Origin of the sequence: Novosphingobium olei (assembly GCF_012927405.1) — a bacterium.
In the GTDB taxonomy this organism is placed as follows: Bacteria; Pseudomonadota; Alphaproteobacteria; order Sphingomonadales; family Sphingomonadaceae; genus Novosphingobium; species Novosphingobium olei.
In genome coordinates this window covers 372,179-395,443 of record NZ_JABBGM010000003.1, presented here as the reverse complement: position 1 = coordinate 395,443, position 23,265 = coordinate 372,179, and the positions used below count along the sequence as shown (strand labels likewise).

At 62.1% G+C, this 23,265-nt stretch carries 22 protein-coding genes and 1 tRNA gene; 13 read left to right on the top strand and 10 right to left on the bottom strand.

From position 1 onward, the window contains the following. Positions 1–102 precede the first annotated feature (102 nt). From HHL27_RS09800 to HHL27_RS09775, 6 genes are all read left to right on the top strand, one after another. Positions 103–1,110 carry a phosphotransferase family protein gene (locus HHL27_RS09800; RefSeq protein WP_169493212.1) on the top strand — a complete coding sequence of 336 codons (1,008 nt, stop codon included), beginning with the start codon at positions 103–105 and terminating at the stop codon, positions 1,108–1,110. A 24-nt stretch (positions 1,111–1,134) separates the two neighbouring features. Beyond that, positions 1,135–2,391, top strand: a complete 1,257-nt coding sequence (locus tag HHL27_RS09795) for an acyl-CoA dehydrogenase family protein (RefSeq protein WP_169493211.1) — start codon at positions 1,135–1,137, stop codon at positions 2,389–2,391. Positions 2,392–2,499: 108 nt separating this feature from the next. Further along, positions 2,500–3,414, top strand: coding sequence for an SDR family NAD(P)-dependent oxidoreductase (locus tag HHL27_RS09790; protein WP_169493210.1), 915 nt, complete (start codon positions 2,500–2,502; stop codon positions 3,412–3,414). A gap of 27 nt (positions 3,415–3,441) precedes the next feature. Next, a complete protein-coding gene (locus HHL27_RS09785; RefSeq protein ID WP_169493209.1) occupies positions 3,442–4,671 on the top strand; it encodes a cytochrome P450 in 1,230 nt (409 codons plus the stop codon). 94 nt (positions 4,672–4,765) lie between these two features. Beyond that, positions 4,766–6,568 carry a flavin-containing monooxygenase gene (locus HHL27_RS09780; protein ID WP_169493208.1) on the top strand — a complete coding sequence of 601 codons (1,803 nt, stop codon included), beginning with the start codon at positions 4,766–4,768 and terminating at the stop codon, positions 6,566–6,568. Beyond that, entirely contained in the window at positions 6,516–7,292 is a 777-nt protein-coding gene (locus tag HHL27_RS09775; RefSeq protein ID WP_206069492.1) for a TetR/AcrR family transcriptional regulator, read from the top strand. The genes HHL27_RS09780 and HHL27_RS09775 overlap by 53 nt, the downstream gene beginning before the upstream one ends. Here HHL27_RS09775 and HHL27_RS09770 read toward each other — a convergent pair. From HHL27_RS09770 to HHL27_RS09760, 3 genes are all read right to left on the bottom strand, one after another. Then, the gene (locus HHL27_RS09770; protein WP_338114871.1) at positions 7,261–7,833 is read right to left on the bottom strand and encodes a GMC oxidoreductase; all 573 of its coding nucleotides are present in this window, start codon (positions 7,831–7,833) and stop codon (positions 7,261–7,263) included. The genes HHL27_RS09775 and HHL27_RS09770 overlap by 32 nt on opposite strands. A gap of 72 nt (positions 7,834–7,905) precedes the next feature. Beyond that, positions 7,906–8,487, bottom strand: a complete 582-nt coding sequence (locus tag HHL27_RS09765) for a TetR/AcrR family transcriptional regulator (protein ID WP_169493206.1) — start codon at positions 8,485–8,487, stop codon at positions 7,906–7,908. Continuing rightward, the gene (locus HHL27_RS09760; RefSeq protein WP_169493205.1) at positions 8,484–10,112 is read right to left on the bottom strand and encodes a phytoene desaturase family protein; all 1,629 of its coding nucleotides are present in this window, start codon (positions 10,110–10,112) and stop codon (positions 8,484–8,486) included. Before HHL27_RS09760 ends, HHL27_RS09765 begins: the two co-directional genes overlap by 4 nt. 177 nt (positions 10,113–10,289) lie before the next feature. On the opposite strand from HHL27_RS09760, the gene HHL27_RS22210 reads away from it, so the two are divergent. Both HHL27_RS22210 and HHL27_RS22205 read left to right on the top strand, forming a co-directional pair. Beyond that, complete coding sequence (locus tag HHL27_RS22210; RefSeq protein ID WP_206069491.1) at positions 10,290–10,601, top strand: acyl-CoA dehydrogenase family protein; 312 nt, start codon at positions 10,290–10,292, stop codon at positions 10,599–10,601. A 53-nt stretch (positions 10,602–10,654) separates the two neighbouring features. Continuing rightward, entirely contained in the window at positions 10,655–10,993 is a 339-nt protein-coding gene (locus tag HHL27_RS22205; RefSeq protein WP_206069490.1) for an acyl-CoA dehydrogenase family protein, read from the top strand. A 193-nt stretch (positions 10,994–11,186) separates the two neighbouring features. Here the strand turns inward: HHL27_RS22205 and HHL27_RS09750 are convergent, their stop codons facing one another. Further along, on the bottom strand, positions 11,187–12,701 hold the full coding sequence (locus HHL27_RS09750) for an ABC1 kinase family protein (protein ID WP_240959602.1): 1,515 nt from the start codon (positions 12,699–12,701) through the stop codon (positions 11,187–11,189). Between the two features lie 138 nt (positions 12,702–12,839). Beyond that, positions 12,840–13,727: a LysR family transcriptional regulator gene (locus HHL27_RS09745; protein ID WP_169493204.1), complete on the bottom strand. Its 888-nt coding sequence runs from the start codon at positions 13,725–13,727 to the stop codon at positions 12,840–12,842. A 108-nt stretch (positions 13,728–13,835) separates the two neighbouring features. Here HHL27_RS09745 and HHL27_RS09740 point away from each other — a divergent pair, with 108 nt between their 5' ends. Beyond that, positions 13,836–14,372, top strand: coding sequence for an SRPBCC family protein (locus tag HHL27_RS09740; protein ID WP_169493293.1), 537 nt, complete (start codon positions 13,836–13,838; stop codon positions 14,370–14,372). 1,183 nt (positions 14,373–15,555) lie between these two features. On the opposite strand, the gene HHL27_RS09735 is transcribed toward HHL27_RS09740, so the two are convergent. Further along, positions 15,556–15,861 (bottom strand): hypothetical protein, encoded by a 306-nt coding sequence (locus HHL27_RS09735; protein ID WP_169493203.1) that lies wholly within the window; start codon positions 15,859–15,861, stop codon positions 15,556–15,558. 175 nt (positions 15,862–16,036) lie between these two features. On the opposite strand from HHL27_RS09735, the gene HHL27_RS09730 reads away from it, so the two are divergent. Beyond that, entirely contained in the window at positions 16,037–18,502 is a 2,466-nt protein-coding gene (locus HHL27_RS09730) for a TonB-dependent receptor domain-containing protein (protein ID WP_240959599.1), read from the top strand. Positions 18,503–18,696: 194 nt separating this feature from the next. On the opposite strand, the gene HHL27_RS09725 is transcribed toward HHL27_RS09730, so the two are convergent. From HHL27_RS09725 to HHL27_RS09710, 4 genes are all read right to left on the bottom strand, one after another. Beyond that, positions 18,697–18,909: a hypothetical protein gene (locus HHL27_RS09725; protein ID WP_169493201.1), complete on the bottom strand. Its 213-nt coding sequence runs from the start codon at positions 18,907–18,909 to the stop codon at positions 18,697–18,699. Between the two features lie 401 nt (positions 18,910–19,310). Beyond that, positions 19,311–19,385, bottom strand: a tRNA-Thr gene (locus HHL27_RS09720). A 28-nt stretch (positions 19,386–19,413) separates the two neighbouring features. Further along, entirely contained in the window at positions 19,414–20,331 is a 918-nt protein-coding gene (locus HHL27_RS09715; protein WP_206069489.1) for a hypothetical protein, read from the bottom strand. Continuing rightward, entirely contained in the window at positions 20,298–21,626 is a 1,329-nt protein-coding gene (locus HHL27_RS09710) for a replication-associated recombination protein A (RefSeq protein ID WP_169493199.1), read from the bottom strand. Before HHL27_RS09710 ends, HHL27_RS09715 begins: the two co-directional genes overlap by 34 nt. Positions 21,627–21,732: 106 nt before the next feature. Here HHL27_RS09710 and HHL27_RS09705 point away from each other — a divergent pair, with 106 nt between their 5' ends. The 3 genes from HHL27_RS09705 to HHL27_RS09695 all read left to right on the top strand — a co-directional run bounded on the left by HHL27_RS09705 (position 21,733) and on the right by HHL27_RS09695 (position 23,265). Then, a complete protein-coding gene (locus tag HHL27_RS09705) occupies positions 21,733–22,398 on the top strand; it encodes a PadR family transcriptional regulator (protein ID WP_169493198.1) in 666 nt (221 codons plus the stop codon). Between the two features lie 5 nt (positions 22,399–22,403). Further along, entirely contained in the window at positions 22,404–22,739 is a 336-nt protein-coding gene (locus tag HHL27_RS09700) for a DUF2218 domain-containing protein (RefSeq protein WP_169493197.1), read from the top strand. 79 nt (positions 22,740–22,818) lie between these two features. Then, the gene (locus HHL27_RS09695) at positions 22,819–23,265 is read left to right on the top strand and encodes a hypothetical protein (RefSeq protein WP_169493196.1); all 447 of its coding nucleotides are present in this window, start codon (positions 22,819–22,821) and stop codon (positions 23,263–23,265) included.

Below are 23,265 nucleotides of genomic sequence, written 5' to 3'. Positions count from 1 at the left end.
CACTTTTTTTGCGCAATCTTGATAGAAGGTCGGGTTAAAGCCGTTTTATGTTGCAAATAATTCCCGAATTTTCAATAAATGTAGGATAAGTAGACTAGTTAGATGGAATTTGCGATGGAACGCGTGAAGGTTGCGTTGGGGGCCTATCTCGACTCGGTGCTAGGTGTGGGAGGGCAAGCGCTTTCGATCGAGCCGATTGCCGGCGGTCAGTCCAATCCGACCTTTTTCCTGACTCGGGGCGATGTGCGCATGGTGCTGCGCAAGCAGCCGGATGCCGCAATGCCGTCTGCGCACGCGATTGATCGGGAATATCGCATCATGAGCGCGCTGGCGCAGAGCGGCATCGCGGTGCCGAAGATGATTCACTATTGCAGTGATCCGGCGGTGATCGGCACGCCCTTCTACCTGATGGACCGCATTGAGGGGCGCGTGTTCAACGATCCTGCGCTGCCGGGTGTCAGCCGCCAAGATCGCGGTGCGATGTACCTGGCGATGGCCGATACACTTGCCTCGCTGCATGCGGTCGATTGGGAGCGGCTTGGACTGGCCGACTTCGGGCGTCCCGGTGATTTTTTCGACCGCCAGGTGCGCCGCTGGACAAAGCAATGGGGGCTTGCCGGTGCAGAGCCATCTTCGGACATCGACTTCTTAATCGACTGGCTGCCGCGCAACGTGCCGCCCGGTGATATCACGACGATAGCTCACGGCGATTTCCGCATCGGCAACCTGATGTTCCACCCGACGGAAGCTACGGTGGTCGGAGTGCTGGATTGGGAGCTGTCCACACTGGGCCATCCTGCCGCTGACGTCGCTTACAGCGCGCTGGGCTGGAAACTGGGGGCCGCCGAGTACATGGGCATGGCGGATCTCGATCCCAAGTCCCTGGGTATCCCGTCCGAGGCCGAATATCTTGCCCGCTATCATGAGCGGGCGACCCACGATTTTGCGGTAGAGCCCTTCCACAGCGCCTTTTCTCTGTTCCGGCTTGCAGTGATCTTTGAAGGCATTGCAGCGCGTGCGCGCCAAGGCACGGCGACTGCAGAAAATGCGTCGGACGTGGGCTGTCTCGCCGGGCGGTTCGCGCGGCTGGCCGTGGAACAGGTCACCTGACCGAAAATTTTTCAAGGATAGATCATGGACTTTGCATATTCACAGCGCGTCGGCGCACTCCGCACCCGCATGCGCGATTTTCTCGACACGTACGTCCTTCCGCACAATCGCGCCTGGGCACATGCGACCGAGGCCGGGCGTTACCCCACAGAGATCATGGAGCCGCTGAAAGACTTGGCGAGGGCTGAGGGTCTGTGGAACCTGTTCCTGCCCGCGTTGCGGGACGACGAGCCGGGCACGCGGCTCTCCAACCTTGAATTCGCGCCGCTGGGCGAGATGATTGGCCGCATGCCGTGGTCAGCAGAGGTGTTCAATTGCAGTGCGCCCGATACCGGCAACATGGAACTGCTGCATCTTTTCGCAACGCCCGAACAGCGCGCACGCTGGCTCGACCCGCTGCTTGCTGGCTCAATACGTTCCTGCTTCGCCATGACAGAGCCGGATGTCGCTTCGGCAGACGCGACCAACCTGCAGACGCGCATTCGCCGCGAAGGTAACGAATACGTGATCAATGGCCGCAAGTGGTTCACCACCGGCGCGCTTCACCCCAATTGCAGGTTCTCGATCGTGATGGGCATCACCAACGATGCCGACGGCGCATCGGCGCACGAGCGCCATTCGATGGTAATCGTGCCGATGGACACGCAGGGACTGACCATCGTCAGGAACGTGCCGGTGCTGAACCATCTCGCGGTCGAAGGGCACTGCGAGATGCTGTACCGCGACGTCAGGGTGCCGGTGACAAACCTGCTGGGTGCCGAAGGCGCTGGTTTTGCGCTGGCGCAGGCGCGGCTAGGTCCGGGCCGCATACACCATTGCATGCGGACCATCGGGCAATGCGAATTGGCGCTCGACCTGATGTGCGAGCGGGCGCTGGAGCGCAGGGCTTTTGGCCGCAACCTTTCGGACTATGCGAATATCCAGGACTGGATCGCGCTGTCGAGAATCGAAATCGATCAGGCCCGCCTGTTCGTGCTGCGCGCTGCAGCTGTGCTCGATCGGGAGGGCAACAAGGCTGCCAAGATCGACGTGTCGGCGATCAAGGTCGTGGCCGCGCAATTGCAGACGCGCGTGATCGACCGCGCGGTGCAGGTTTTCGGGGCGATGGGCCTGACCAATGACACGCCGCTGGCAGGCTTTCTCGGCTGGGCGCGTGCGCTGCGCTTTGTCGATGGCCCTGACGAAGTGCATCTCAGGATGATCGCTCGCAACGAGATTGCGCGGGTACGCAAGGATTTCGGCAGCCGTGCACTCTATTACACGCCGCCCCAAGGCGGCTGAGGCAGCTTCCGCCCACGCCGGCGAACATTTTTGTGTGGCTGTCGAAAATCACGATAGCGCTCACTCTAAAAATAGTCTAAGCAGACTACTTGATGGATTGGAATCCATATGAGCTCCGATCTTGGAGGGGAAGGGCAATTCATGGATCTTCGTGGAAAGGCAGCCTTTATCACCGGTGGAGCCAGCGGTATCGGCCTCGCTTTAGCCAAGCGTTGCGCGGCAGAGGGGATGACAATCCTGCTGGCGGATATCGAGCAGGGCGCCCTGCTATCGGCAGCGCAATTGCTTCGGGGTGAGGGTGTCAAAGTGTTCACATACATCCTTGATGTGGGCAATCTGGACCAGTATCGCGAGGTAGCCAATTCGGTTCTGTCGGAACATGGTGCCCCCCATCTGCTGGTTAACAACGCGGGTGTGGCGTGGAAGGCACCGGCCAGTGGCGCGACGCCCGAGGACTGGCGCTGGATGGTCTCGGTGAACGTGCTTGGCACAGGGTACGGCATTAGCTTGTTCGTGCCCGCCATGATCGATAGCGGGCAGCAGGGTTATGTGATCAATACCGCTTCGATCACCGGTCTGATCACATCGCCAGGCACTTCGGCAGTCTATTCGGCAACCAAGCATGCCGTGCTTGCCGTGTCAGAGACGCTCGCCCACGAACTGCGCCCCCACGGCATTCATGTCAGCGTGTTGTGTCCAGGCAGTGTTGCAACGAACATTACCGAGGCTGACCGCAACCTGCCTGCCGAAGTCGAGCGCAGCGCGATCACTGCCGCAGCAGAGGAGGAGCGCGCCTTTACCCGCTCGTTTGTTAGCAACGGAATTGCGTCGGATGCCGTTGCCGATCAGGCCTTTGCCGCTTTGGCGGAACGGCGCTTTTATGTGATCACGCACCCTGAATACCGCGAAGAGATCGAGACCCGGCATCGGCAGATCGAAGCCGCCATAGCGGGCGAACCAGCTAGCGATGTGGGTCTTCTGCAATTTGCCAAGCAGATGCTGAACCTTCAGCCGCTCACTTAACTTCAGCCGATTTCCAAGGAACAACCGATGACCACTCTTGTCCAGGATGACCTTCCGCGGGGCGTCGAACTGACTTCGCTTTCTCCCGTCTTCAGGGAAAACCCGCAAGCCGTTCTCAACGGCGCGCGCAATCGCTGTCCGGTCTATCCTGATGGTCAGTTGCGCGATTATGTTGTGCTTTCGGCTGAAGTCGGGCGCAAGGTCCTGGCTGACCGCAGCTTGCCGACCGATCCGCGGATGACTGCCGAAACGTCGACCCGGCGGATGCGGGGCGAGGATCTGTCCAAGGCGCCGCCGCTGCTGTTCATGGACGATCCGTTGCACAAGCGGGCGCGCGGTCTTGTCGCCCGCGCATTCAATGCCGAGCGCATCGAGCGGGCGCGTCCGCGTGTCGCTGCGCTGTGCCGCCGCCTACTCGATCCCGTGGCAGGCGGCAGCTTCGACTTCATCGAGGCCATCGCGCGGCCGCTGCCGACGATCACCATCGCCGAGATCCTGGGTGTCGATCCCAGCCACCACGACGATTTCAAGGTTTGGTCGGACCAGATGGTCGCGGCGAGCCTCAATCCTCTTGCGCCAGCCGAAGTCAAGGCGGCCGGAGCGGAAGCGGCTGTTAGCCTGTACCACTTGTTCGCCGCCGAAATCGCAGCACGCCGGGCTGCGGGAATGACGGGCGACGATCTGATCACCGCCTTGATGACGTCCGAGCATGACGGGCAGCGCTTGGAAGACGCGGAAATCATCGAGCATTCCCAGCTGCTGCTGATCGCCGGCAACCAGACCACAACCGACCTTCTCGGCACGATGCTCTGCCAAATTCTGAAAGACGCAGAAAACTGGGCAAGGTTATGTGCCGATCCCGCTCTGATCCCGAGCGCGGTCGATGAAGCGATCCGCTATGAGCCGCCGATCTTTTCGACCGACCGTATCGCTCCCGAAGACATGGAAGTTGGCGGCGTCGCCATTCCGAAGGGCGCGAACATCTCGATCATGCTGACCGCGCTGAACCACGATCCTGCGCTTAACGTCGATCCTGAAAAGTTCGACATCGCGCGCAAGGCCGTAAAGCATTTTTCCTTCGGCGGTGGGCGCCATATCTGCCTTGGCGCGCCGCTGGCCCGACTGGAGGCGCAGGAGTTGCTGAAGGCAATGATCGAGCGGCTGCCCGGCCTGGTCGCCGACGCCGCGCATACGCCCGTGTTCAGCAGCAACCCCGGTTTTCGTGGTCTCGACGAATTCTGGGTCAAGCCGGCCTGATCGTCTTCGATTGCCCCGGAATTTGCCGAATCTTTCCTGATGCACTCCCTCCACGATCGGCCGGTGCAGGCCGTTCGAGGCAAGGATCAGACACATGCCAATGACCAACCTGAACGCCCAGCCCGTTGACCTTGAAACGCTCCGCGCCAAGTACCGAATGGAGCGTGACAAGCGATTGCGCACCGATGGCATCAAGCAGTTCATCGAGGCCGACGGCGAGTTTTCTTACTTTACCGACGATCCCTATGTCGCGTGGATCGAACGTGCGCCCATCGTGCGGCGCTGCGAGGTGGCTATCGTTGGGGCGGGTTTCGGGGGCATTCTAACTTCAGTAAAACTCAAGGACGCAGGCATTGACGATGTTCTGATGATCGACAAGGCGGGCAGCTTTGGTGGCACCTGGTACTGGAACCGCTATCCCGGCCTGGCCTGCGACATGAAGTCCTACGTCTACCTTCCGCTGCTGGAGGAAACTGGGTACCTCCCGCCGCGCAATTATGCATCGGGCGCTGAAATCCTCGCCCATGCCGAACGGATTGTCGATCATTGGGCCCTGCGCGACAAGGCGCTGTTCCAGACCGCGGTGACAGAAGCGCGCTGGCAGGAGGACAGCGGATTGTGGAGCATATCGACAGATCGTGGGGATACGATCGAGGCACGCTATCTCGTGACGGCGAACGGTCCGATGTCGAAGCCCAAGTTGCCGGGGATTCCGGGCATCGCCGGGTTCAAGGGGCACACGTTCCATACCAGCCGCTGGGATTACAGCTACACCGGCGGCTCGCCCGATGGGGGGCTGACAGGCCTCAAGGGCAAGCGCGTGGCGATCATCGGCACTGGCGCGACCGGCATCCAGTGCACTCCTTATCTCGCTGAGCACGCCGAGCATCTCTACGTGGTGCAGCGCACACCCTCAGGCGTCGACGTGCGCGAGGAAGTGGCAACAGATCGGGACTGGGCGGCATCGCTCAAGCCCGGATGGCAGCAGGAACTGATCAACAATTTCAACGCGCTGACATCGGGCGGCATGGCCAGCGAGGATCTGATCCAGGACGGTTGGACTTTCTTGTTCACCCGCATCGCCGCCGCCGCACAGAGCGCCACAGGTGAGGACGCGCTCGAACAGATCATCCTGGCCGGCGAGATCGCGGATGCCGAGAAGATGAACGAAATCCGCGGCCGGATCGATGCTGTTGTGCGTGATCCCGCGACGGCCGAGGCGCTCAAGCCGTGGTATCGGCGGTTCTGCAAGAGACCGGTGTTTCACGACGGCTACCTGGAGACGTTCAACCGCACGAATGTGACGCTCGTCGACACAGACGGGCGCGGTGTCGATGCTATCGGGGAAACGAGCTTCCGCGTGGGAGAGAAAGAATACCCGGTCGACTGTATTGTTTTTGCTTCCGGGTTCGAGGTCGGCACCGACTATATTCGCCGAGCCGGGTACGACATTGTGGGACGGGGTGGGGAATCCCTGCAGGCCAAGTGGGCGCGCCGCTTTACGACGTTCCACGGGATGCAGGTCCACGGCTTTCCGAACCTGTTCCTGCACCAGACCGCGCAGGCTGCGCTTCCGGCCAATTTCTGCCATGGCCTTGCCGAAGGTGCAAAGGCCATTGCGGCGATCGTCGCCCATGCGCGAAAAATCGAAATGCCGCAGATCGAGGTGACGCAGCAGGCCGAGGATGCCTGGGTCGCGCATTGCGGAGACGTGGCCGGGAACCTGATTCCGTTCTTCGAACAGTGCACACCGGGCTACTACAATCTTGAAGGCAAGCTTACACAGGAAGCGGCACAGGGCTTCGGTTATGGCGCGGGCGCGGCGGCGTTCTTTCAGGTGATGGATGACTGGCTGGGGCGGGGTGATTTTGACGGGCTTCGGTTCTTCGCCAGTTGATACGCACCGGCTGCGTGCGGTTTACGCCGCCCGATCTTTTCTGCATCATTGCCCCGTGACTTACGTGGCGGGAAGAGCAGTGTCGAAGGAAAGCATGGTCGATGGAATTGGCGAGCGGACGGGAGCCAAGACCCGGCGCGGGCAAGCCATGCGCGAAATCCTGCTTTCGAGCGCGATCAAGCTTATTGCGCTGCAAGGATATGCCGCCACGAGCACGCAAGCGGTGCTCGATGATGCTGGTGTGAGCCGCGGCTCGCTGCTGCACCAATTCCCAACGAGGGACTTGCTGGTTGCTGCCGCCGGCGAGGAGGCAATGGTGCGAATGATGGGCTCTGTTGAAGCAGGGTTGCTCCGTCACGGGGACCTCCTCAGGGGCTTGATGGACTTTCCCAATATCCTGTGGCGGGTTCAGAACGACCTTCCCGCGCGGGCCTTGACGGAAATCCAGCTAGCCAGCCGCTGGGATCCACTGCTGGAGGAGGGTTTGCGCCGCGCCATGGCAAACGTCAATTCCCTGACCAGCGCCAAGGTGATGACTGTAGCCGAGCAGTACGGTTTGTCCGATCTTAGCGGATTGCTGACCGAGATTTATCTGCTCATCAGCGCGACGCAGGGCTTGGCGATCGGCCGTGATTTAATTGGTGATAAGGTTCTGACGACTGCGTCCCTGGCGCTGCTCAAAGAACGGTTCGTCAGCGCGGTGAAGGCACGCATGCCGGTTTGAGAAGAGTGCTTGAGCCCACGGTTCGCGAACCTGCGGCGTTGTCTACCATGATCATCCACGCAGCCATGGCGCCGATTATGATCGCTGGCGCGTTGGTGTCGCTGGAAACGATCGTCGGCATGATCGCGGCGTCAGCTAAGCGCAGGCCGCTGACTCCATGGACGCGCAGAAGATTGTCGACGACGGCTTCACCGGCACCGCCCATTTTGGAGGTTCCGACAGGATGATTGATCGTGTTGCCGAACGCCCTGATGTTACCGTCCACGGATCGGTCTTTGGTCAGATTCAGGTTTTCGGATGATGCCAGGCGGCGAACAAGCAAGGAATTCAGTCCCGGCATTGCGTCGATCTGATCCACGCGTCGAAGCGCAGCAATCAGCGCCGCGGGATCTTTGGGGTGGTTGAGGTAATTTCGGTAGATTGCGGTCGGCGCCACAAGATCTGAGGATCGCAGGCGAGTTTCACCTCGGGATGCCGGTCGAAGATAAGATACCGACGCAGACCAGCCGGAAAAGTCGCGTTCGGCAGGCGTACCTGAAATTATCGGTTCTCGCTGCGGGGCCAGGTCGCCGCGATCAAGGCGGTCACAACAGATTGATCGGGTGCCTGCAGCCTAAGGCGCCAGCAGCGCCTCGAGGCCGATCATGTACTGCTCTCGTGCGGCACTGTCTGACAGGTTCATGGTCGCGTTCAGGTGGAACGCGCAGAAGCCAATGCAATAGGACAGCAGCGAGAGCGTAAGGACGCTGTTGCTCGGATGGACTTGTCTTTGCCCAATCCTCCACGATCGCACCGCCTCGTAGGCAATCTTGTACGTCGGCGCATGGATGCTTCGCATGCGTTGCGCAGATACGATCTCCCGCGACGCTTGGGGGGAGAGAAACATCAGTTCGAAAAAGACGGGATGGTCCACGGCGAAGTCGAATATCCTCCCCGCACGGTGGCGCAGTGCAGCCAGCGGCTCCGCATCCGGGGGCGGGGCGCCGACGTAGCGTTCGTACTCCTCGAAGCCGTGGGCAACCACAGCTTCCACCAGCGTGGCCTTGTCTGCGTAGTGCCGGTAGATCGCCATGGGCGTCACGCCCGCCTTCTTGGCAACCTCACGCATCGAGACTGCGGGCAATCCTTTCTCGCGAAAGGATTGCGCTGCAGCTTCCAGGATGCGCCGGGCGGTCTTAACGGTCTCGCGCTTCATTCCCCCGTGGTTAGTGCCGGCACTGCCTGTTCACGAGAGCGAATTTCGGAGACGAGATCTTTTCCGAGCACGGCGGATGCCGCGATGATGCCTCCGAACAGCGCTCCGATCATTCCGTCGTTGGTGACATCCTGCCCGGTGAGGAAGAGGCCCGGAACGGGCGTCCATGCCCCCAGCCATTCCTGCGCATACCGCGATGGGGAGCTCTCTATGCCAAGTATCTCTCCGCGCTCCCTGCGCAGGAACGTCCCATAGCTCACAGGTGTGTGGGTTTCGACATGGCGGACCTTCCCCTTGACCTGCGGAACCAGCCGGTAAAGTTCGGCCAGCAAGCGCTCCATTATCTGTTCCTTCAGCGCATCGTATTCGGCGCCTCGCTTCATCCAGCGCGTGTTTTCCCAGCGCTTGAAATGGCTGTAGTCCGTGAACGCATGAAGCTCGATCGTCGATCGACCGGGGAATTGCTCGTCCCAGGTCGGGTCCTTCGCGGAACCGAACGTGACGAAGCAGAATGGAAAAGGTGCCGAAAAGTCCGACTTGTGTGCAGCCAGGTTGGCCGTGAAGTCCGTGCCGGGATGAGACCATACATTGGCCGGCTCAAGGCCGAGTTCGCCCGCGCTGCCTTCGAGGCCGACGTGAATGCCGACGACAGTCCCGGTCGGCCTCACCTGTTCAAGCTTCTCCACCAGCCCGTATGATTGCGCCACCTGCCGATCGACAAGGCGGCCAAAGGTTGCGTGCATGCCGGCGTTTGAAATGACGGTTTTGCAAGTCACGGTGCTGCCGTCGCCAAGGCGCACGCCGACAACTCGCCCACCCTCGATCAGGATCTGTTCGACAGTTGCGCTGTGCAGGACAAGGCCTCCTGCGCTCTCGATGATCGGGACCATGGCATCGGCGAATGCCCCTCCGCCGCCGATAGGGTAGCTTGCGCCGTTGACGTAATGCTTGAAAAGCATTGCATGCATCGCGAACGAACTTCGCGAGGGCTCGATGCCGTAATCGCCCCAGTTCGCGCAGAGGATGGCGGTCAGCTCGGCGTTGGATGTCAGCTGGCCAATGACATCGCGTGTTATGCGGCGCGCAAGCCGGAAGAAGGGCAGCGCAGCCTCCTGAAGCTGGGCAGGCCGCTGGCCCTCGGGGTAGGCTTTGAGGGCAAAGTATGCCGGAGACGAGCGGGTCACTTCGCTGACCAGTTCCAGGTAGCGGTCGATCGCGCCGCGTTCGTCGGGGAACCATCCGGCGAGCGCCTCGCGATAGGCATCGATCCCCGCCGGAATTGCGTACTGGCGCCCCCCGATATCCATCCGATTGAAGATCGAAGGGAGGTGGGCCCACTCGATCGCATCGTTCGTCGCGTAGTCGAATATCTTGCGCGTCATCGTGTGGGGGCTGGCGACATCCCCGATGTAGTGCATTCCGACCGACCAGCGGTAGCCATTGCGCTCGAACGATTGGGCAAGGCCCCCCACCACATTGTGCTGTTCGAGAAGCAGCACCTTCCTGCCGTTCTTGGCGAGCGCAGATGCCACGCCCATGCCGCCCATTCCCGAGCCGACCACGATGACATCGAAGTCACCTTCGATCCCTGAGCCCTTGCGATAGGCCTTGCCTTGCGTCCTCATGATTTCCTCCCGAATGTATACACATGTATACTTCGTTCCGAATGACCGTCAATCTGGCTTGTGCTGGCGCACACCCGAGCCGGATCGCGATCGATGAACACATAGGTAATGGATGAGCCCTGGCTCTTGCGGGACTTCGGCCGATACCGGAAGTCGTCCGCAGGAGGACGACATCAGATGCGTGCGTTTACGGAAGAACAGGTTCTTTTTCGGGCATCCTATCGCAAGTTCCTTGAGAGCGAGATCGTGCCGCACATGGCCCGCTGGCGCGAGCAGGGGATCGTGGACCGATCGGCCTACGAAGCTGCGGGGCGGCAGGGTATGCTCATGCTGTGGCCGGACAAGAAGTACGGCGGAATTGGGGACAACGACTTCCGCTTCGAACAAGTGATCATCGAAGAGATCGCGCGGGCCGACGTCGGCGAGTTCTATGCGCCGCTCCCTTCGCGGCTTGTCGTTCCTTACTTCAAGCTCGGAACCGAGGAGTAGCGCAAACGATTTCTTCCCGACTGTGTCGCCGCAGGAAGATCCTTGCTGTCGGCATGACCGAAACGGGGGCAGGCAGCGATATGTCCGGGATGCGCACGTATGCACGCGACATGGTCGATGAAGGTGTCCAGCTTCACAGCGGTGCCCGCTACATGAAGGAATATGAGATCTGCCTCATGTTTATGGTTTCGCGGATTAACAGGATCCTGGCGGGATCGCCCGAAGTAATGAAAGACGTTATCGGCGGAGAACTTTATCTCGCTGAAGTATCAAAGTCTGCTGCAGTAAGCGCGGACAATGACGCAATGCTGCAGTGGAGCGGGTGTCGCGAGAACCTGTCGTTGAAGCTCACGGGCCACCAACTTTTTGATCGACCTCGATGCTGGCCTTGATGTCGGGATGATCGGATGGTTCAGCCCGATGTCAGTGATCAGTTCAATGTGCCCATTAACCTCGTCCGCATGAGCATGCCGGACATTGCCAGATCCGGCATGGCTGGCATCGCTCTGCTCACCTTTTGGCACGGCGATCTCAAGCGACTTTGCGGATGCCATGGGTCCGGATGAAAAAGACGGGCTCGTGAACTCAATTCAGTTTTATCGCCACGGCAATGATAAGCGACCCGACTAAGATCGCAGCAGCAATGATGTTTCCTGATCGGCGGATTGCGTTGGTGTTGTCGGGTGCCGGTGCGGCTGGCTCAGCCTCGAGCCGGCGGACGAGACTGCGAACAAGGCGTGGAGCGTCCTCGCCAAGGCGGGACAGTTCCATGCTCAGGGCAGCGCCCAGCGGCAGCCAATAGCCCGGGTCAAGCTTTCGGCGGGATGTCCTTGCAACCGCTCCTTGCATCGCGCTGGTCAGGTCGAAGTCGGGTTGGATCGTGGACAGCACGCCATCCATGGTCAGGAGAGCCTTGAACATCAGCATCAGATCGAGTGGCATAGTCAGCCCCTCGTCCCGCATCAGCGTCATAAAGGAGCGGATCAGCGGGCCGATGATCAACTTGCCGCCATGGCTGGCAATCAGCCTGTCGCTAGCCCGGCGAGCCGCTTCGCGCGATGCGCCGCCCTCGGACGTCCAGCTGTACAACACGTCCGTCAACAATGCAGCGTCGCCGGTTGTCATCGCCTGACCGAACGCGATGAACTCCTCGCGTCGTCTGCGCGATACGTGGCCGATCATACCCAGATCAATCAGCGCTAGCCGGTTGCCGGGAAGGCATAGGAGATTGCCTGGATGGGGGTCGCCATGGAAGCGTCCGTTGACCAGGATCATGTCGAGCACCATGTCCGCGCCGACGGCAGCGATCGTCTCGGGATCGAGGCCGGCGGCTCGAAGCGCAACAGCGTCCCTTGGCGGCATGCCGGCGATGAAATCCATCACCAGCACGGTCGGCGTCGTGAATTGCCAGTGGATCGCCGGCAGGACGACCTGTTCATTCCGGGCAAAGTCGGCCTTCAGCAATTCAGCGTTGCGGGCCTCGCTGGTGAAGTCCAGTTCTTCCAGCAGGGCAGCGGCCAGTTGACGTACCAGTGCCGCTGGCTGAAATTGCCGTGCCGCAGTGCTGGCCTGCTCTATCAACTCGGCCAGCTGCGTCATAAGCCGAAGATCGGCCTCCATTCGCGGGCGGATGCCCGGACGCTGGATCTTTACGACGACAGCCGTGCCGTCCTTCAGGGTTGCGCGGTGGACTTGAGCCATGGAGGCAGCGGCCAGAGGCTGTTCATCAAAAGTCTCAAACGCTTCTTCGGGTGCCATCCCGAGTGCGTCCTCCACGATCGAGCGAAGCTCCACAAAGGGAACTGTCGGGGCCTGGCTGTGCAACTGCTCCAGCTCCGCAATCCATTCCGGCCCCAGCATATCGCTGCGAGTGGCAAGGATCTGCCCCAGCTTGACGAACGTCGGGCCCAGTTCCTCAAGCGCGAGCCGCACCCGGCGCGGCGGGCTGGCCGGATGGACCGCCGCACCGTCGTCGCCGCGCGCGCCTTCGATCCCGAACTTGTTGAGCAGTACGCCCAGACCAAACCGCGAGGCGACCCCGCTCAATTCCTGAAGGCGGTCACGGTCACGCGCGGCAACAGCAAGAGTGGAGATCAACATCGGATATGGCTGCGTCCTGTTCTAAGCTTGGTATCATGTTCGGTCGCGATGGCCGATAGCAAAGCCCCAGCTTTTGCGAAACGGCTGGCTTTCCCTCGTCGCCGTGACGTGACCGATCTTCGAGCAGCTCGGCCGCCATCAGGCGGCTAGTCGCACCAGCTGGTCCCTCAGCCAGATATGCGCGGGATCGTGTTGCATCCGCTCGTGCCAGGTCAGGATTTTGGTGAACCCCTTTAGCGCGATGGGAGGTTCGCGCAGCACGAGGCCGTTTGCACCTGCCGTAAGACGCCGCGGCACAAGCGCGATGGTGTCGGAACCCCGGACGATGTCCATGAGCACCAGAAAGCTCGGCACGGTTGCAATCACCTTGCGGCTGCGGCCGATGCGGTCCAGTGCCACATCAGTGGCGCCCCGAAATCGCGTACCGTCATGCGACATGATGGCATGATCAAGTCCGCAGAATCGATCAAGGTCAAGCTGGTCGGCAGCGGGGTGCCCTGGGCGCAGGATGCAGATGTAATCCTCTTCGAACAACGTGCGTGCGCGCAGCGTGTCAGGTGCCATATCTGGGGTGACGCATGCCACATCGATCCTGCCTTCTGCCAACTCACCGGCAAAATGGGGACCCACTGGGCGAACGGCGAGGCGAATGCCCGGAGCCGCCTTGCGTAGTGCCTTCAGCAGCGGAAGCACGATTGCCGTCTGCGCATAGTCGGTGGCTGCAATCCGAAAGGTCATCTGCGCCTCGTGCGGAATGAATGCGGTGGGCTTTACCAGGGCCTCTAATTCCGTCAGCAGCCGGGCGAGCGGGCCGGACAGCTCAAGTGTGCGCGGCGTGGGCATCAGCCCGTGCTGGCCACGCACGAACAGGGGGTCCCCGAGAGCATCGCGCAGCCGTGCGAGAATGCCGCTCACCGCAGGCTGGCTAAGCCCCAGCCGCTCTGCTGCGCGCGTGACAGAACGCGTCTCGATCAAAGCGTGCAGACCGCGAAGCAGGTTGAGGTCGAGATTTTTGATATTGGTCATGCCGATATCCAAAATTCCACTTATCGATTGGAGTTATGCCGCAGATGGCCCCATTTTGTCAGCATGAAATGGCTGCCGACGATGGCAGCGCGTTGCGGAGGAGCATCCATGTCCGATATCATCTGGCCCGAGGGGTTTGTCCCGGGCTTTACCGACAATTACGTTTCGAACGAAGTGATCGTTGCCGGACTTTCATCCGACGACATCTGGCCTCTTTTGGCCATGCCCACAGCGTGGCCGACTTACTATGACAACGCATCGGACGTCGAGATTTACGATGGCAAAGGGCCAGAACTGGCGCTTGGCGACAGCTTCTTCTTCCGCACCTTCGGCTTCCCCGTTCCTGCCCGCGTCGTCGAATGCGTGCCGCCGGTTGCCGGGCAGCCTGCGCGAATCGCCTGGCACGGCTGGGCCGGCGAAGAAGGCGCCGCAGACCGGCTCGACGTTCATCACGCCTGGCTGATCGAGGATCTCTCGCATGGCCGCGTGCGGATACTGACACAGGAAACGCAGAACGGCGCACCCGCGAAAGAAATGGCTGCGGCACGACCCAACCCCATGATCAACGGCCACCAGGACTGGCTGAACGGCCTGGTCAACGCCGCCTGGGGAGCCCGGCAATCGGCGCGACGCTCCCGCAGCTGATGCTCGTTCCAAGTTTGTGCAGCTCGCGCCAAGGCGCTGCACCCAAGAGCTTCGGGAAATTGCGGTCGTGATGATCTTGGCCCGGTCGCGCACGCCGAGGATGCTCAGTCGCCGGCGACCGCAACTGTGCACCGCGCATATAGAAGTGTGCAATGGTGGCACGGACCCTTGATGATGACGACCGATGAGGTCCCCATTCGGCGAAGGAACCTTCGTGTAGATCGCACCGGAAGCTAGGGTGGAGCGCGCTGATCGCGATGCATTGATCAAGCGCGCGGCCCTCCAGATAAGCGGGGCGTATTGGGCTGTTGGCATGTTGGATAGGCAGGCGGATCGGTCAGCGACTTATGATTGCGGGTCGAGGCGCACCGCTCAAGGTCGAAATCGATGGGACGTCATGTGGTTGTGCGGATGAAGGCTAGCGTTGCCGGTGCCGCTCCGCTCTTATTGCTACACCACAGAAGGCGGCGCTGCCCGCATCACGGCAGTCTGAGTGTTGATCCGGCACTGTAAATGCTGCTTCAAGTGCCGGTGAACGGAAAGCCGATGACCCTTTTCCGTTACGAGGCTGTCTATATCCGCAAATCCGTTCGAAGGACTTCGCAGCAACCTGCGAGGCATAAGGGCCGGGCGGCAGGCCGACATCATCGCTGACGGGGGCGCTCGCCGATCTGCTTGGCTACCCGTCGCATAAAACTTCGTGCCCGAGGGAGCGAGCGCTGCGATCATCCTGAAAGCGAGAGGGGGCTGCTTTGCGAGTGATTTCACGCGCGGGGAGCCGCGAAGTCGGCGCTTCTGTGTCGAGACGAGGTACCAACGAGGTCGGGGCGGCGCTCGCGTCGGGCTATGTCTATGTCGAAATCGGCACCGAAGAAAAGGGGCCTTGGCTCCGGATGGCGCCTCTAACGGCGATGTCTCAACAGCGGAATTTGGTACTGAGGCGGCTTTGTGTTGCCTGTGGCTCAAAGCCGCAAGAATGCGCGATCGGCTGGAGACGCACAATTGAACAGCTCCGAAAATCGAGTCCCCGTCAACTCGTCCGACCATGAACTCAGTCCGTCGAAAACGTCCACAGCCGGGGGTATAATTGGGGGTATTTGCGCAATCCAGAATAATAAATCACGTTATATCAACAAGATATAGTATTTAGTAAATCCCTCCTCCGCTACCACCTTTCAAGCACCTATGATGCATGGCGGTTTCGACTGAAACGAAGTTTACAAAATCCTGTAAACTTTCGCGCGTTTAGGCGTTTGTGCAGCGACACGACCACGCGTTCTTCGTCGAAGTAGCGGCGCTGCGGGCAATCTCCTGATCGATCACGAGAGTGGTGGCGGAAGGTGCCGCGCAGCTCGGGAATGACCGCGATCCCCGCGCGGATCTTGCGCTTGCGGGTGCTGTCGATGACGATGGCCCTCTCCGGGAAATCAACATCGAATTGGCAGAAGTGCTGTGTGATCGGCAACTGACGGATGGTGGCATGTAGCATAACCTATAAGTATGCTAAGCAAACGTTAGCTTATTATATTGCGCCGTATCACTACGTAAATGCGGAATTCATAGCGCTTAACATGCGTCTTCTACTGCGCCTGGGAGGGAAATTTTTGACGAGAAACTAGATGCGCACCTGGACTTTGCTCTCCGCCACGCTTCTGAGCTGTTGCATGGCAACTCCCGCCCTGGCCGAAGACGCGGGCGATACGGGTGAGCCGGCTTCGTCAAAGCTTGCCGAAGGCGTGTCCAAACCCGCGCCGGCAGGAATGACATTCAGCACGGGCGTCGCCAAAGGCCGCGATCTTCTCGACACGGCCATTTCGGCCAGCGTGATCGACGAAGGCGAGCTCGCCAAGCTGTCGGTCAGTTCCATTTCCGGCATCATGCAGAACATCCCCGGCATCCGGTCGCTGACTTCGGATGTCGACGGCTATTCGTCGATCACGGTCCGCGGTCTGCCGCTTGCCGCTGATGGCTCGAAGTACCTGCAACTTCAGGAAGATGGCCTGCCTGTCCTGGAATTCGCCGACATGCAGTTCAACACTGCTGACCGGTTCTTGAGGGCTGACCTGAACATTTCCCAGATCCAGTCCATCCGCGGCGGTTCAGCCTCGACCTTTGCGTCGAACTCGCCCGGCGGCGTCGTGAACTTGATCTCGAAGACGGGAGAAACGGAAGGCGGCAATGTCCAGGTGTCCAGCGGGCTTGGCTACGATCTCAAGCGGCTGGACTTCGACTATGGCAGTCCCCTTGGAGAAAACTGGCGCTTCCACGTCGGCGGGTTCTATCGAGAAGGCGAAGGGCCGCGGGATTACGGATACACCGCGTTCCGCGGCGGACAGGTCAAGCTCAACATTACGCGCAGCTTTGCCGGAGGGTATATTCGCATCTACGGCAAGTACCTTGACGACCGTCAGCCGAACTACGGCACCGAACCGGCCCTCATTGCGGGCACGGATGCATCGCCAACCTTTGCCAGCATCCCTGGTACGCGCCTTGCCAGCGACGGCTTCGGCTCGCCGCTGATCGCGGGCTACCTCGGCACCGACGATCGGAACAATCCGGTAAGCCGCAGTCTCGAAGACGGCATGCACGCCGTGGTCAAGTCCATCGGGCTGGAGACGCAGTTTCAGGTCGCCGACTGGACGGTGAGCGATCGGTTCCGGTTTGCCGATATCAGCGGCAGCTTCAATCAGATCGATTCGATGCTTGCCGCGCCTTCGGCGGTCATCTCGACCATTCTCGCAGGCCCTGGCTCGACGCTGACCTATGCCTCCGGTCCGAATGCTGGCCAGGTGGTCGCGCCCGGCAGCCAGATCAACGGCAATGGCCTTGCCAGCATCAATCTTCTGCTGAACTTCGACCAGAAGTCGGTCAACAACGTCACCAACGATCTCCGCGCCTCGCGCGTCTATGACCTTTCCGGCGGCAAGCTGACCGTCAGCGGCGGCGTCTACCACACGGTTCAGGACTACAAGGCCGACTGGAACTTCACGAATGCCATTTCTGATGTCGTCGGCAATGGCCGGATGGCGCCGCTTGACCTGCGCAACGCCGCAGGCACGCTGCTGAGCCAGAACGGGGTATTCGCTTACGGCTTTGGGTTCGGCCAGCCGCGCGCTTACGGCAATTACTACTACGATGTGCAATACCGCATTACGGCGCCCTATGGCTCGATCAACTTCGCCAAGGGCAAGTTGTCGATCGGTGGAAGCCTGCGCTACGATCGTGGTGATGTCAGCGGCCATGTGCTTACGGATTCGCTGGTCGGCCCCTCCGACATCAACCGCGACGGCGTGATTGCCCCAGTCGAGACGTCGGTTGCGCTGTTGCCGCTGACCAGCCAGATCCCGGTCGGCTACCGCTATGGCTACCTGTCATATTCGGCCGGTGTAAACTATCGCATCGCCCAGCCGGTCTCGGTCTTCGCCCGCTACAGCCGCGGTGGTCGGGCCAGTGCGGACCGCGTGCTTCGGCCCGGATCGCTGAGCAGCACGACCGGCAAGCTTACCAATGACGCGTTGAAGTACGGTCTCGTCAAGCAGGCGGAGGCGGGCGTAAAGTACCGCAAGGACGGTTTCGAACTGTACGTCACCGGCTTCTGGGCATCGACCGAAGAACGCAATACCCAACTTGCCGCGGACAAGAACGGGAATGTCATCGTTCTCGATGTGGTGCGCGAGTATTCGGCCAAGGGCGTGGAGCTCGAAGGGGAAGTCCACCGTGGGCCCTTCAGGCTGGCCATCGGGGGAACCTGGACCAAGGCGAAGATCGCCAAGGACGCCGATTTCCCTGAGCTGGTGGGCAACGTTCCTCGCTACATTCCGTCTCTTTCCTTCAACGCCCGGCCGTCCGTCGAATTCGACACCATTGCCGTGGGCGCCGTGATCAATGCCACGACCAGCAGTTATGCGCAGGATAGCAACCAGCTCAAGCTGCCGGGCTATGTCCTCGTGAGCCCGTTCGTGCAGTTCCGGCCTGCCGAAAAGCTCACGCTCGCCGTCAATGCATTCAACGTCTTCGACAAGCTGGCGGTCTACGCCGCATCGGCCTCGACGATCCCCGCATCGGGTATCGCCAACATCCGGACGATGAACCGTCGAACGGTGACCGGTTCGATCCGGTATAGTTTCTGATCGCTTGAGGCTCGCCCGCAGCTGGGCGAGCCACACCGCTGCAAAGCGCAGCAAGCCCTGGAAGGGAGGCCACCGGTCAGCCCTCGATATTTCGGTCCGGATGATCTTCCGCTTTTCGGAGGCGCGATGGCGGTACCTGCCGGGGTTCGACTGGCGACGCTTTATCAGTGCGGAAGCCGTTTATCGAAGCCGGGTCAGCTCTCTCGCCTTTGACCCGAAAGGAAAGCGTGCACGGCGCTGTCGCTCCCATCGGGCAGCATGCCGCAGTCGACCAGGAACTGGTCCATCTCGTCCTGGTCCTCGGCGTCGGTGCCCGCGCAGCCACAGCGCTCGCACCCGCCGTGGAGCGCCGCCGGTTCCACGTCCGCGCCACACGCTGTGCAGATGGGCTTGCGTTCAACGACCACGCTTTTCCTCCTCGCCGCCTGGCAGGTCGGGCATCGAACAGGGTCATGCACCTGATCATCCAGCTTGGCCGTGGCGGAGCGATGAACTTGCGGCAATGATCGGACAGATTGATGAAACGAACGTCGTTGGTGCTGGCTGAGGGATTTGAACCCCGCAGCGGAGCCGCTTGCGGCGTAGCGCATCAGAAGACTCAGGGGGTTTCTCAAAGCTGAGGTCGCTGGTGCCGGCTGAGGGATTTGAACCCCACAGCGGAGCCGCTTGCGGCGGAGCGCATCAAGGACTCGGGGATTCCCGGAGACAGCATCGAATGGTGCCGGCTGAGGGATTTGAACCCCGCAGCGGAGCCGCTTGCGGCGTAGCGCATCAGAAGACTCAGGGGGTTCTCAGAGCTGAGGTCGCATGGTGCCGGCTGAGGGATTTGAACCCCCGACCTTCGGTTTACAAAACCGCTGCACTACCACTGTGCTAAGCCGGCCCACCAAACGCGCTGATCGCGCATAGCCTTACCGGGCGCCGAACGTCCAGCCCTCGGTGCGGGCAATTTCTTCGGTCAGGCCAGCCGGTTTCCACAAGCCGGGATCGTGCGCGGCGGTGCGCAGCCAGGCAGAGGTAAGGATCGCGTCGCTGCGATGGTCGTCGATCGCGCCCATGTGCCCGAACGCGCGGCTGCCCAGCGCGGCGAGCGCCACGTCGAGTTCGCCCCCATCGCGGATCTTCGATCGTTGCGCGGTGCGGCCCGCCGCCATCGCTGCGATCGTGGTGTAGATCTCGCACGCCACCGATCCATGCGCGGGCAGGGGATCGACCGGCCAGACCGGCAGCCGCCCCGCCAGGCGGTGCAGCACGCGCATCCCCGAAAGGCTCGATTTGCCCACTTGCGCCGCGCCGACGAGGTTGAAGTTGGAGTAGGGCTTGCACCCCATCGCCTCCTGCGCGCGCTCTGTCACGCGAAAGCGCCCCCGGCCGCCGCGCGTGCCGTTGTCGGCAAAATGCGCGCCCTCGCGCCCGCCGTGGCGGCGAAAGTGCGGGGCAATGGCGGGATGATCGACGAAGCTCGAAACGCCAAGGTGCGGGTCATCGGCGCACGTCGCATCGACCAGCGCCCACAGTGCGCGCGCATCGGCCGGGCTTTCCGCCCAGCCGGGCAGGAACGCGCCACGGTCGGCAAAAGCCAGGCTGATGCCAAGGTCCATGCCCACCAGCGTATCGCGGGGCAGGGCGCCTGCCAGCCAGTCGAGCACTTCGGCGCGCGACCAGCGATGGCCGGCGCGCACCAGTTCGGGCGCCTGATCGCCTGCGCTGCAGATCGCCACCGCAATCCCGGCATGGCGCTCGCCCGCCGCGCCCGACCAGTCGATCGCGGCGAAATGCCGGAACCGGTCGGGCCTCACCCCCGCTCCCGGCGCTTCTTGTCCCACCATTCGAGCCGCTTGCTCACCTCGCGCTCGAACCCGCGTTCCACCGGGCGGTAGAAGGTCTGCGGCGCCATGTCCTCCGGCCAGTAGTTCGCGCCCGAAAAGCCGTCCTCGGCATCGTGGTCGTAGGCGTAGTCCTTGCCATAGCCGATGTCCTTCATCAGCTTGGTCGGCGCGTTGAGGATGTTGGCGGGCGGGCTCAGCGATCCGGTATCGCGCGCCGACTTCCACGCCGCCTTCTGCGCGGTGTAGGCGGCGTTCGATTTGGGCGCGGTGGCAAGGTAGAGGCAGGCCTGCACGATCGCCAGTTCGCCTTCGGGGCTGCCGAGGAAGTCGTAGGCGTCCTTGGCGGCAAGGCACTGCACCAGCGCCTGCGGATCGGCCAGGCCCACGTCCTCGCTCGCAAAGCGCACCAGCCGCCGCAGGACGTAGAGCGGCTCCTCGCCCGCCACCAGCATCCGCGCCAGGTAATAGAGCGCCGCCTGCGGGTCCGATCCGCGCAGGGATTTGTGCAGCGCGCTGATCAGGTTGTAGTGCCCGTCGCGATCCTTGTCGTAGACCGCCACGCGACGCATCAGGAACTTCGACAGCCCAGCGGGGTCGAGCGGTTCGGGCAGCGATACGTCGAACAGCGTTTCGGCCTGCCCCAGCAGGAAGCGCCCGTCGCCATCGGCCGAAGCGATCAGCGCGTCGCGCGCCGCCGGGGTCAGCGGCAGGCGCAGGCCGGTGTGCTCCTCGGCGCGAGACAGCAGCGCGCCCAGCGCCTCCGCGTCCAGCCGGTGAAGGATCAGCACTTGCGCACGGGAAAGGAGCGCGGCGTTCAGCGCAAAGCTCGGGTTCTCGGTCGTCGCGCCGACCAGCGTCACCGTGCCCTTTTCGACGAAGGGCAGGAAGCCGTCCTGCTGCGCGCGGTTGAAGCGGTGGATCTCGTCCACGAACAGCAGCGTCTTGCGGCCGGCGCCCCCGCCCATTTGGGCCATCGCCTCGGCCTCGGCGAACACCTTCTTCAGGTCGGCCACGCCCGAAAACACGGCGCTGATTGCCACATAGCGCATGCCCACCGCATCGGCGAGCAGGCGGGCGATGCTGGTCTTGCCGGTGCCGGGCGGGCCCCACAGGATCATGCTCGAAAGCTTGCCCGCCGCCACCATCCGCCCGATCGCGCCTTCCGCGCCGGTCAGGTGTTCCTGCCCGATCACTTCTGAAAGTTCGCGCGGGCGCAGCCGGTCGGCCAGCGGGCCGGCCTCGTCGGCGGCGGGGCGGGGCGTATCCTGCGGGGGCGGGGCGAAAAGGTCGGCCATGGCGTCCTCTCCCACATAGGGCCTGCGATAGAGAATTGCATCCTTGCCCTTGCAAAGAGCGTTTAAAGATATATCTTAGAGCCATCGAATCGAATTAGGAGTTATCATGCGTTTCGAACACGGCGGACATCCGCGCCACGGCCATTTCGGCCACAGGATGATGAAGAAGATGGCCATGGCCGGTGGCTTTGGCGGTGGACGCTTCAACGATGACGGGGACGGCTTCGGAGGGGGCTTTGGCGGGGGCTTCGGCTTCGGCGGCGGGCGTCACGGCGGCCGCCATGGCGGTGGTCCGCGCGGCGGTGGCCGCATGGGCCGCATGTTCGCGCCCGGTGAACTGCGCCTGTTCCTGCTCCACCTGCTTGGTGAACAGCAGCGGCACGGCTACGAGCTGATCAAGGCGATCGAGGAACTGACCGGCGGCACTTATGCGCCGAGCCCGGGCGTGGTGTACCCCACGCTCAACCTGCTCGTCGACGAAGGGCTGATCGCCGAAGTCCCGGGCGAAGGCGCGCGCAAGGCCTTTGCCGCCACCGACGAAGGCCGCGCCGAACTCGCGGGCAAGGATGAAGCCATCGCCGCGATCCGCGCCCGGCTCGAAGGCCTTGCCGAAATGCGCGGCCGCGAAGCCAGCCCGCCGGTGCTGCGCGCGATGAGCAACCTCAAGCTCGCGCTGCGCCAGCGCGCCTTTGCCGGCGCGCTCGACAAGGACACCGCCCACCAGATTGCCGACATCATCGACGATGCGGCGCGCAAGATCGAAAGGCTATGAAAGACATGACCGATACCACTTCCACTTTTGCCAGCACGGCCCGCGTGCCCACCGCCAGCGGCTCGCGCTATCTCCAGCAGCTTTGCAAGCACTGGGCCCACAACCTTGCCGTCGAATTCGATGCGCAGCATGGCAAGGTGACGTTCCCCCGCGATGCGCGCGGCGCCAGCTGGGCGGGCGATGCCGTCGTCACCTTCGATGCCGAACCCGACGTGCTCGTCTGCCGGATCGAAGCCAGCGAACCGGGCCAGCGCGACGGGCTCAAGGGTGCGGTCGCCCGCCACGTCGACCGCTTCGCCTTCCGCGAAGCGCCGCTGCCGTTCGAATGGGTCGACGCCTGAGCCCCATTGCACGGCTCGGTTGCGCCGCTGGCCGGACAGGCGTATCCTCGGCGCATTGTCGCACGGGGGGAGACCTGCGATGGCCAGCACTGCACCTGCCGAAACCCGCCCTTCCGCGCCGTGGCACCTCTGGGCCATCGGCACGATCGGCCTCTTGTGGAACGCGTTCGGCTGCTACGACTACGTGATGAGCAAGCTGTCGCCCGACACCTACTTCGCGGAGATGGGGCTGGGGCCGGACATGGTCGCCTACATGGCGGCGTTCCCGGCCTGGCTCACCGCGTTCTGGGCGCTGGGCGTGTGGGGCTCGCTCGCAGGCTCGATCCTGCTGCTCGCCCGGTCGAGGCTGGCGGTGCCGGCCTTCGCGCTCTCGCTGCTCGGCCTCGCCGTCAGCCAGGGCGCGCAGATGCTCTGGCTGCACCCGCCGCAGGATCCGCCCGCGGCGATCGTGGTAACGATCTGGGGCGCGCTCGCCTTCTTCCTGATCTACGCGATGCGGATGAAGCGCGAAGGAGTGCTAGGCTGA

What these genes read in the sequence shown, in the direction of transcription:
- HHL27_RS09700 (WP_169493197.1), top strand. Translation starts at nt 22,404, where the DNA reads ATGACCGATACCACTTCCACTTTTGCCAGCACGGCCCGCGTGCCCACC.
- HHL27_RS09695 (WP_169493196.1), top strand. Translation starts at nt 22,819, where the DNA reads ATGGCCAGCACTGCACCTGCCGAAACCCGCCCTTCCGCGCCGTGGCAC.
- HHL27_RS09775 (WP_206069492.1), top strand. Translation starts at nt 6,516, where the DNA reads ATGACTGGCTGGGGCGGGGTGATTTTGACGGGCTTCGGTTCTTCGCCA.
- HHL27_RS09785 (WP_169493209.1), top strand. Translation starts at nt 3,442, where the DNA reads ATGACCACTCTTGTCCAGGATGACCTTCCGCGGGGCGTCGAACTGACT.
- HHL27_RS09740 (WP_169493293.1), top strand. Translation starts at nt 13,836, where the DNA reads ATGTCCGATATCATCTGGCCCGAGGGGTTTGTCCCGGGCTTTACCGAC.
- HHL27_RS09735 (WP_169493203.1), bottom strand. Translation starts at nt 15,861, where the DNA reads ATGCTACATGCCACCATCCGTCAGTTGCCGATCACACAGCACTTCTGC.
- HHL27_RS22210 (WP_206069491.1), top strand. Translation starts at nt 10,290, where the DNA reads ATGCGTGCGTTTACGGAAGAACAGGTTCTTTTTCGGGCATCCTATCGC.
- HHL27_RS09760 (WP_169493205.1), bottom strand. Translation starts at nt 10,112, where the DNA reads ATGAGGACGCAAGGCAAGGCCTATCGCAAGGGCTCAGGGATCGAAGGT.
- HHL27_RS09730 (WP_240959599.1), top strand. Translation starts at nt 16,037, where the DNA reads ATGGCAACTCCCGCCCTGGCCGAAGACGCGGGCGATACGGGTGAGCCG.
- HHL27_RS09705 (WP_169493198.1), top strand. Translation starts at nt 21,733, where the DNA reads ATGCGTTTCGAACACGGCGGACATCCGCGCCACGGCCATTTCGGCCAC.
- HHL27_RS09780 (WP_169493208.1), top strand. Translation starts at nt 4,766, where the DNA reads ATGCCAATGACCAACCTGAACGCCCAGCCCGTTGACCTTGAAACGCTC.
- HHL27_RS09715 (WP_206069489.1), bottom strand. Translation starts at nt 20,331, where the DNA reads ATGGTGGGACAAGAAGCGCCGGGAGCGGGGGTGAGGCCCGACCGGTTC.
- HHL27_RS22205 (WP_206069490.1), top strand. Translation starts at nt 10,655, where the DNA reads ATGACCGAAACGGGGGCAGGCAGCGATATGTCCGGGATGCGCACGTAT.
- HHL27_RS09750 (WP_240959602.1), bottom strand. Translation starts at nt 12,701, where the DNA reads ATGTTGATCTCCACTCTTGCTGTTGCCGCGCGTGACCGTGACCGCCTT.
- HHL27_RS09710 (WP_169493199.1), bottom strand. Translation starts at nt 21,626, where the DNA reads ATGGCCGACCTTTTCGCCCCGCCCCCGCAGGATACGCCCCGCCCCGCC.
- HHL27_RS09795 (WP_169493211.1), top strand. Translation starts at nt 1,135, where the DNA reads ATGGACTTTGCATATTCACAGCGCGTCGGCGCACTCCGCACCCGCATG.
- HHL27_RS09790 (WP_169493210.1), top strand. Translation starts at nt 2,500, where the DNA reads ATGAGCTCCGATCTTGGAGGGGAAGGGCAATTCATGGATCTTCGTGGA.
- HHL27_RS09800 (WP_169493212.1), top strand. Translation starts at nt 103, where the DNA reads ATGGAATTTGCGATGGAACGCGTGAAGGTTGCGTTGGGGGCCTATCTC.
- HHL27_RS09745 (WP_169493204.1), bottom strand. Translation starts at nt 13,727, where the DNA reads ATGACCAATATCAAAAATCTCGACCTCAACCTGCTTCGCGGTCTGCAC.
- HHL27_RS09765 (WP_169493206.1), bottom strand. Translation starts at nt 8,487, where the DNA reads ATGAAGCGCGAGACCGTTAAGACCGCCCGGCGCATCCTGGAAGCTGCA.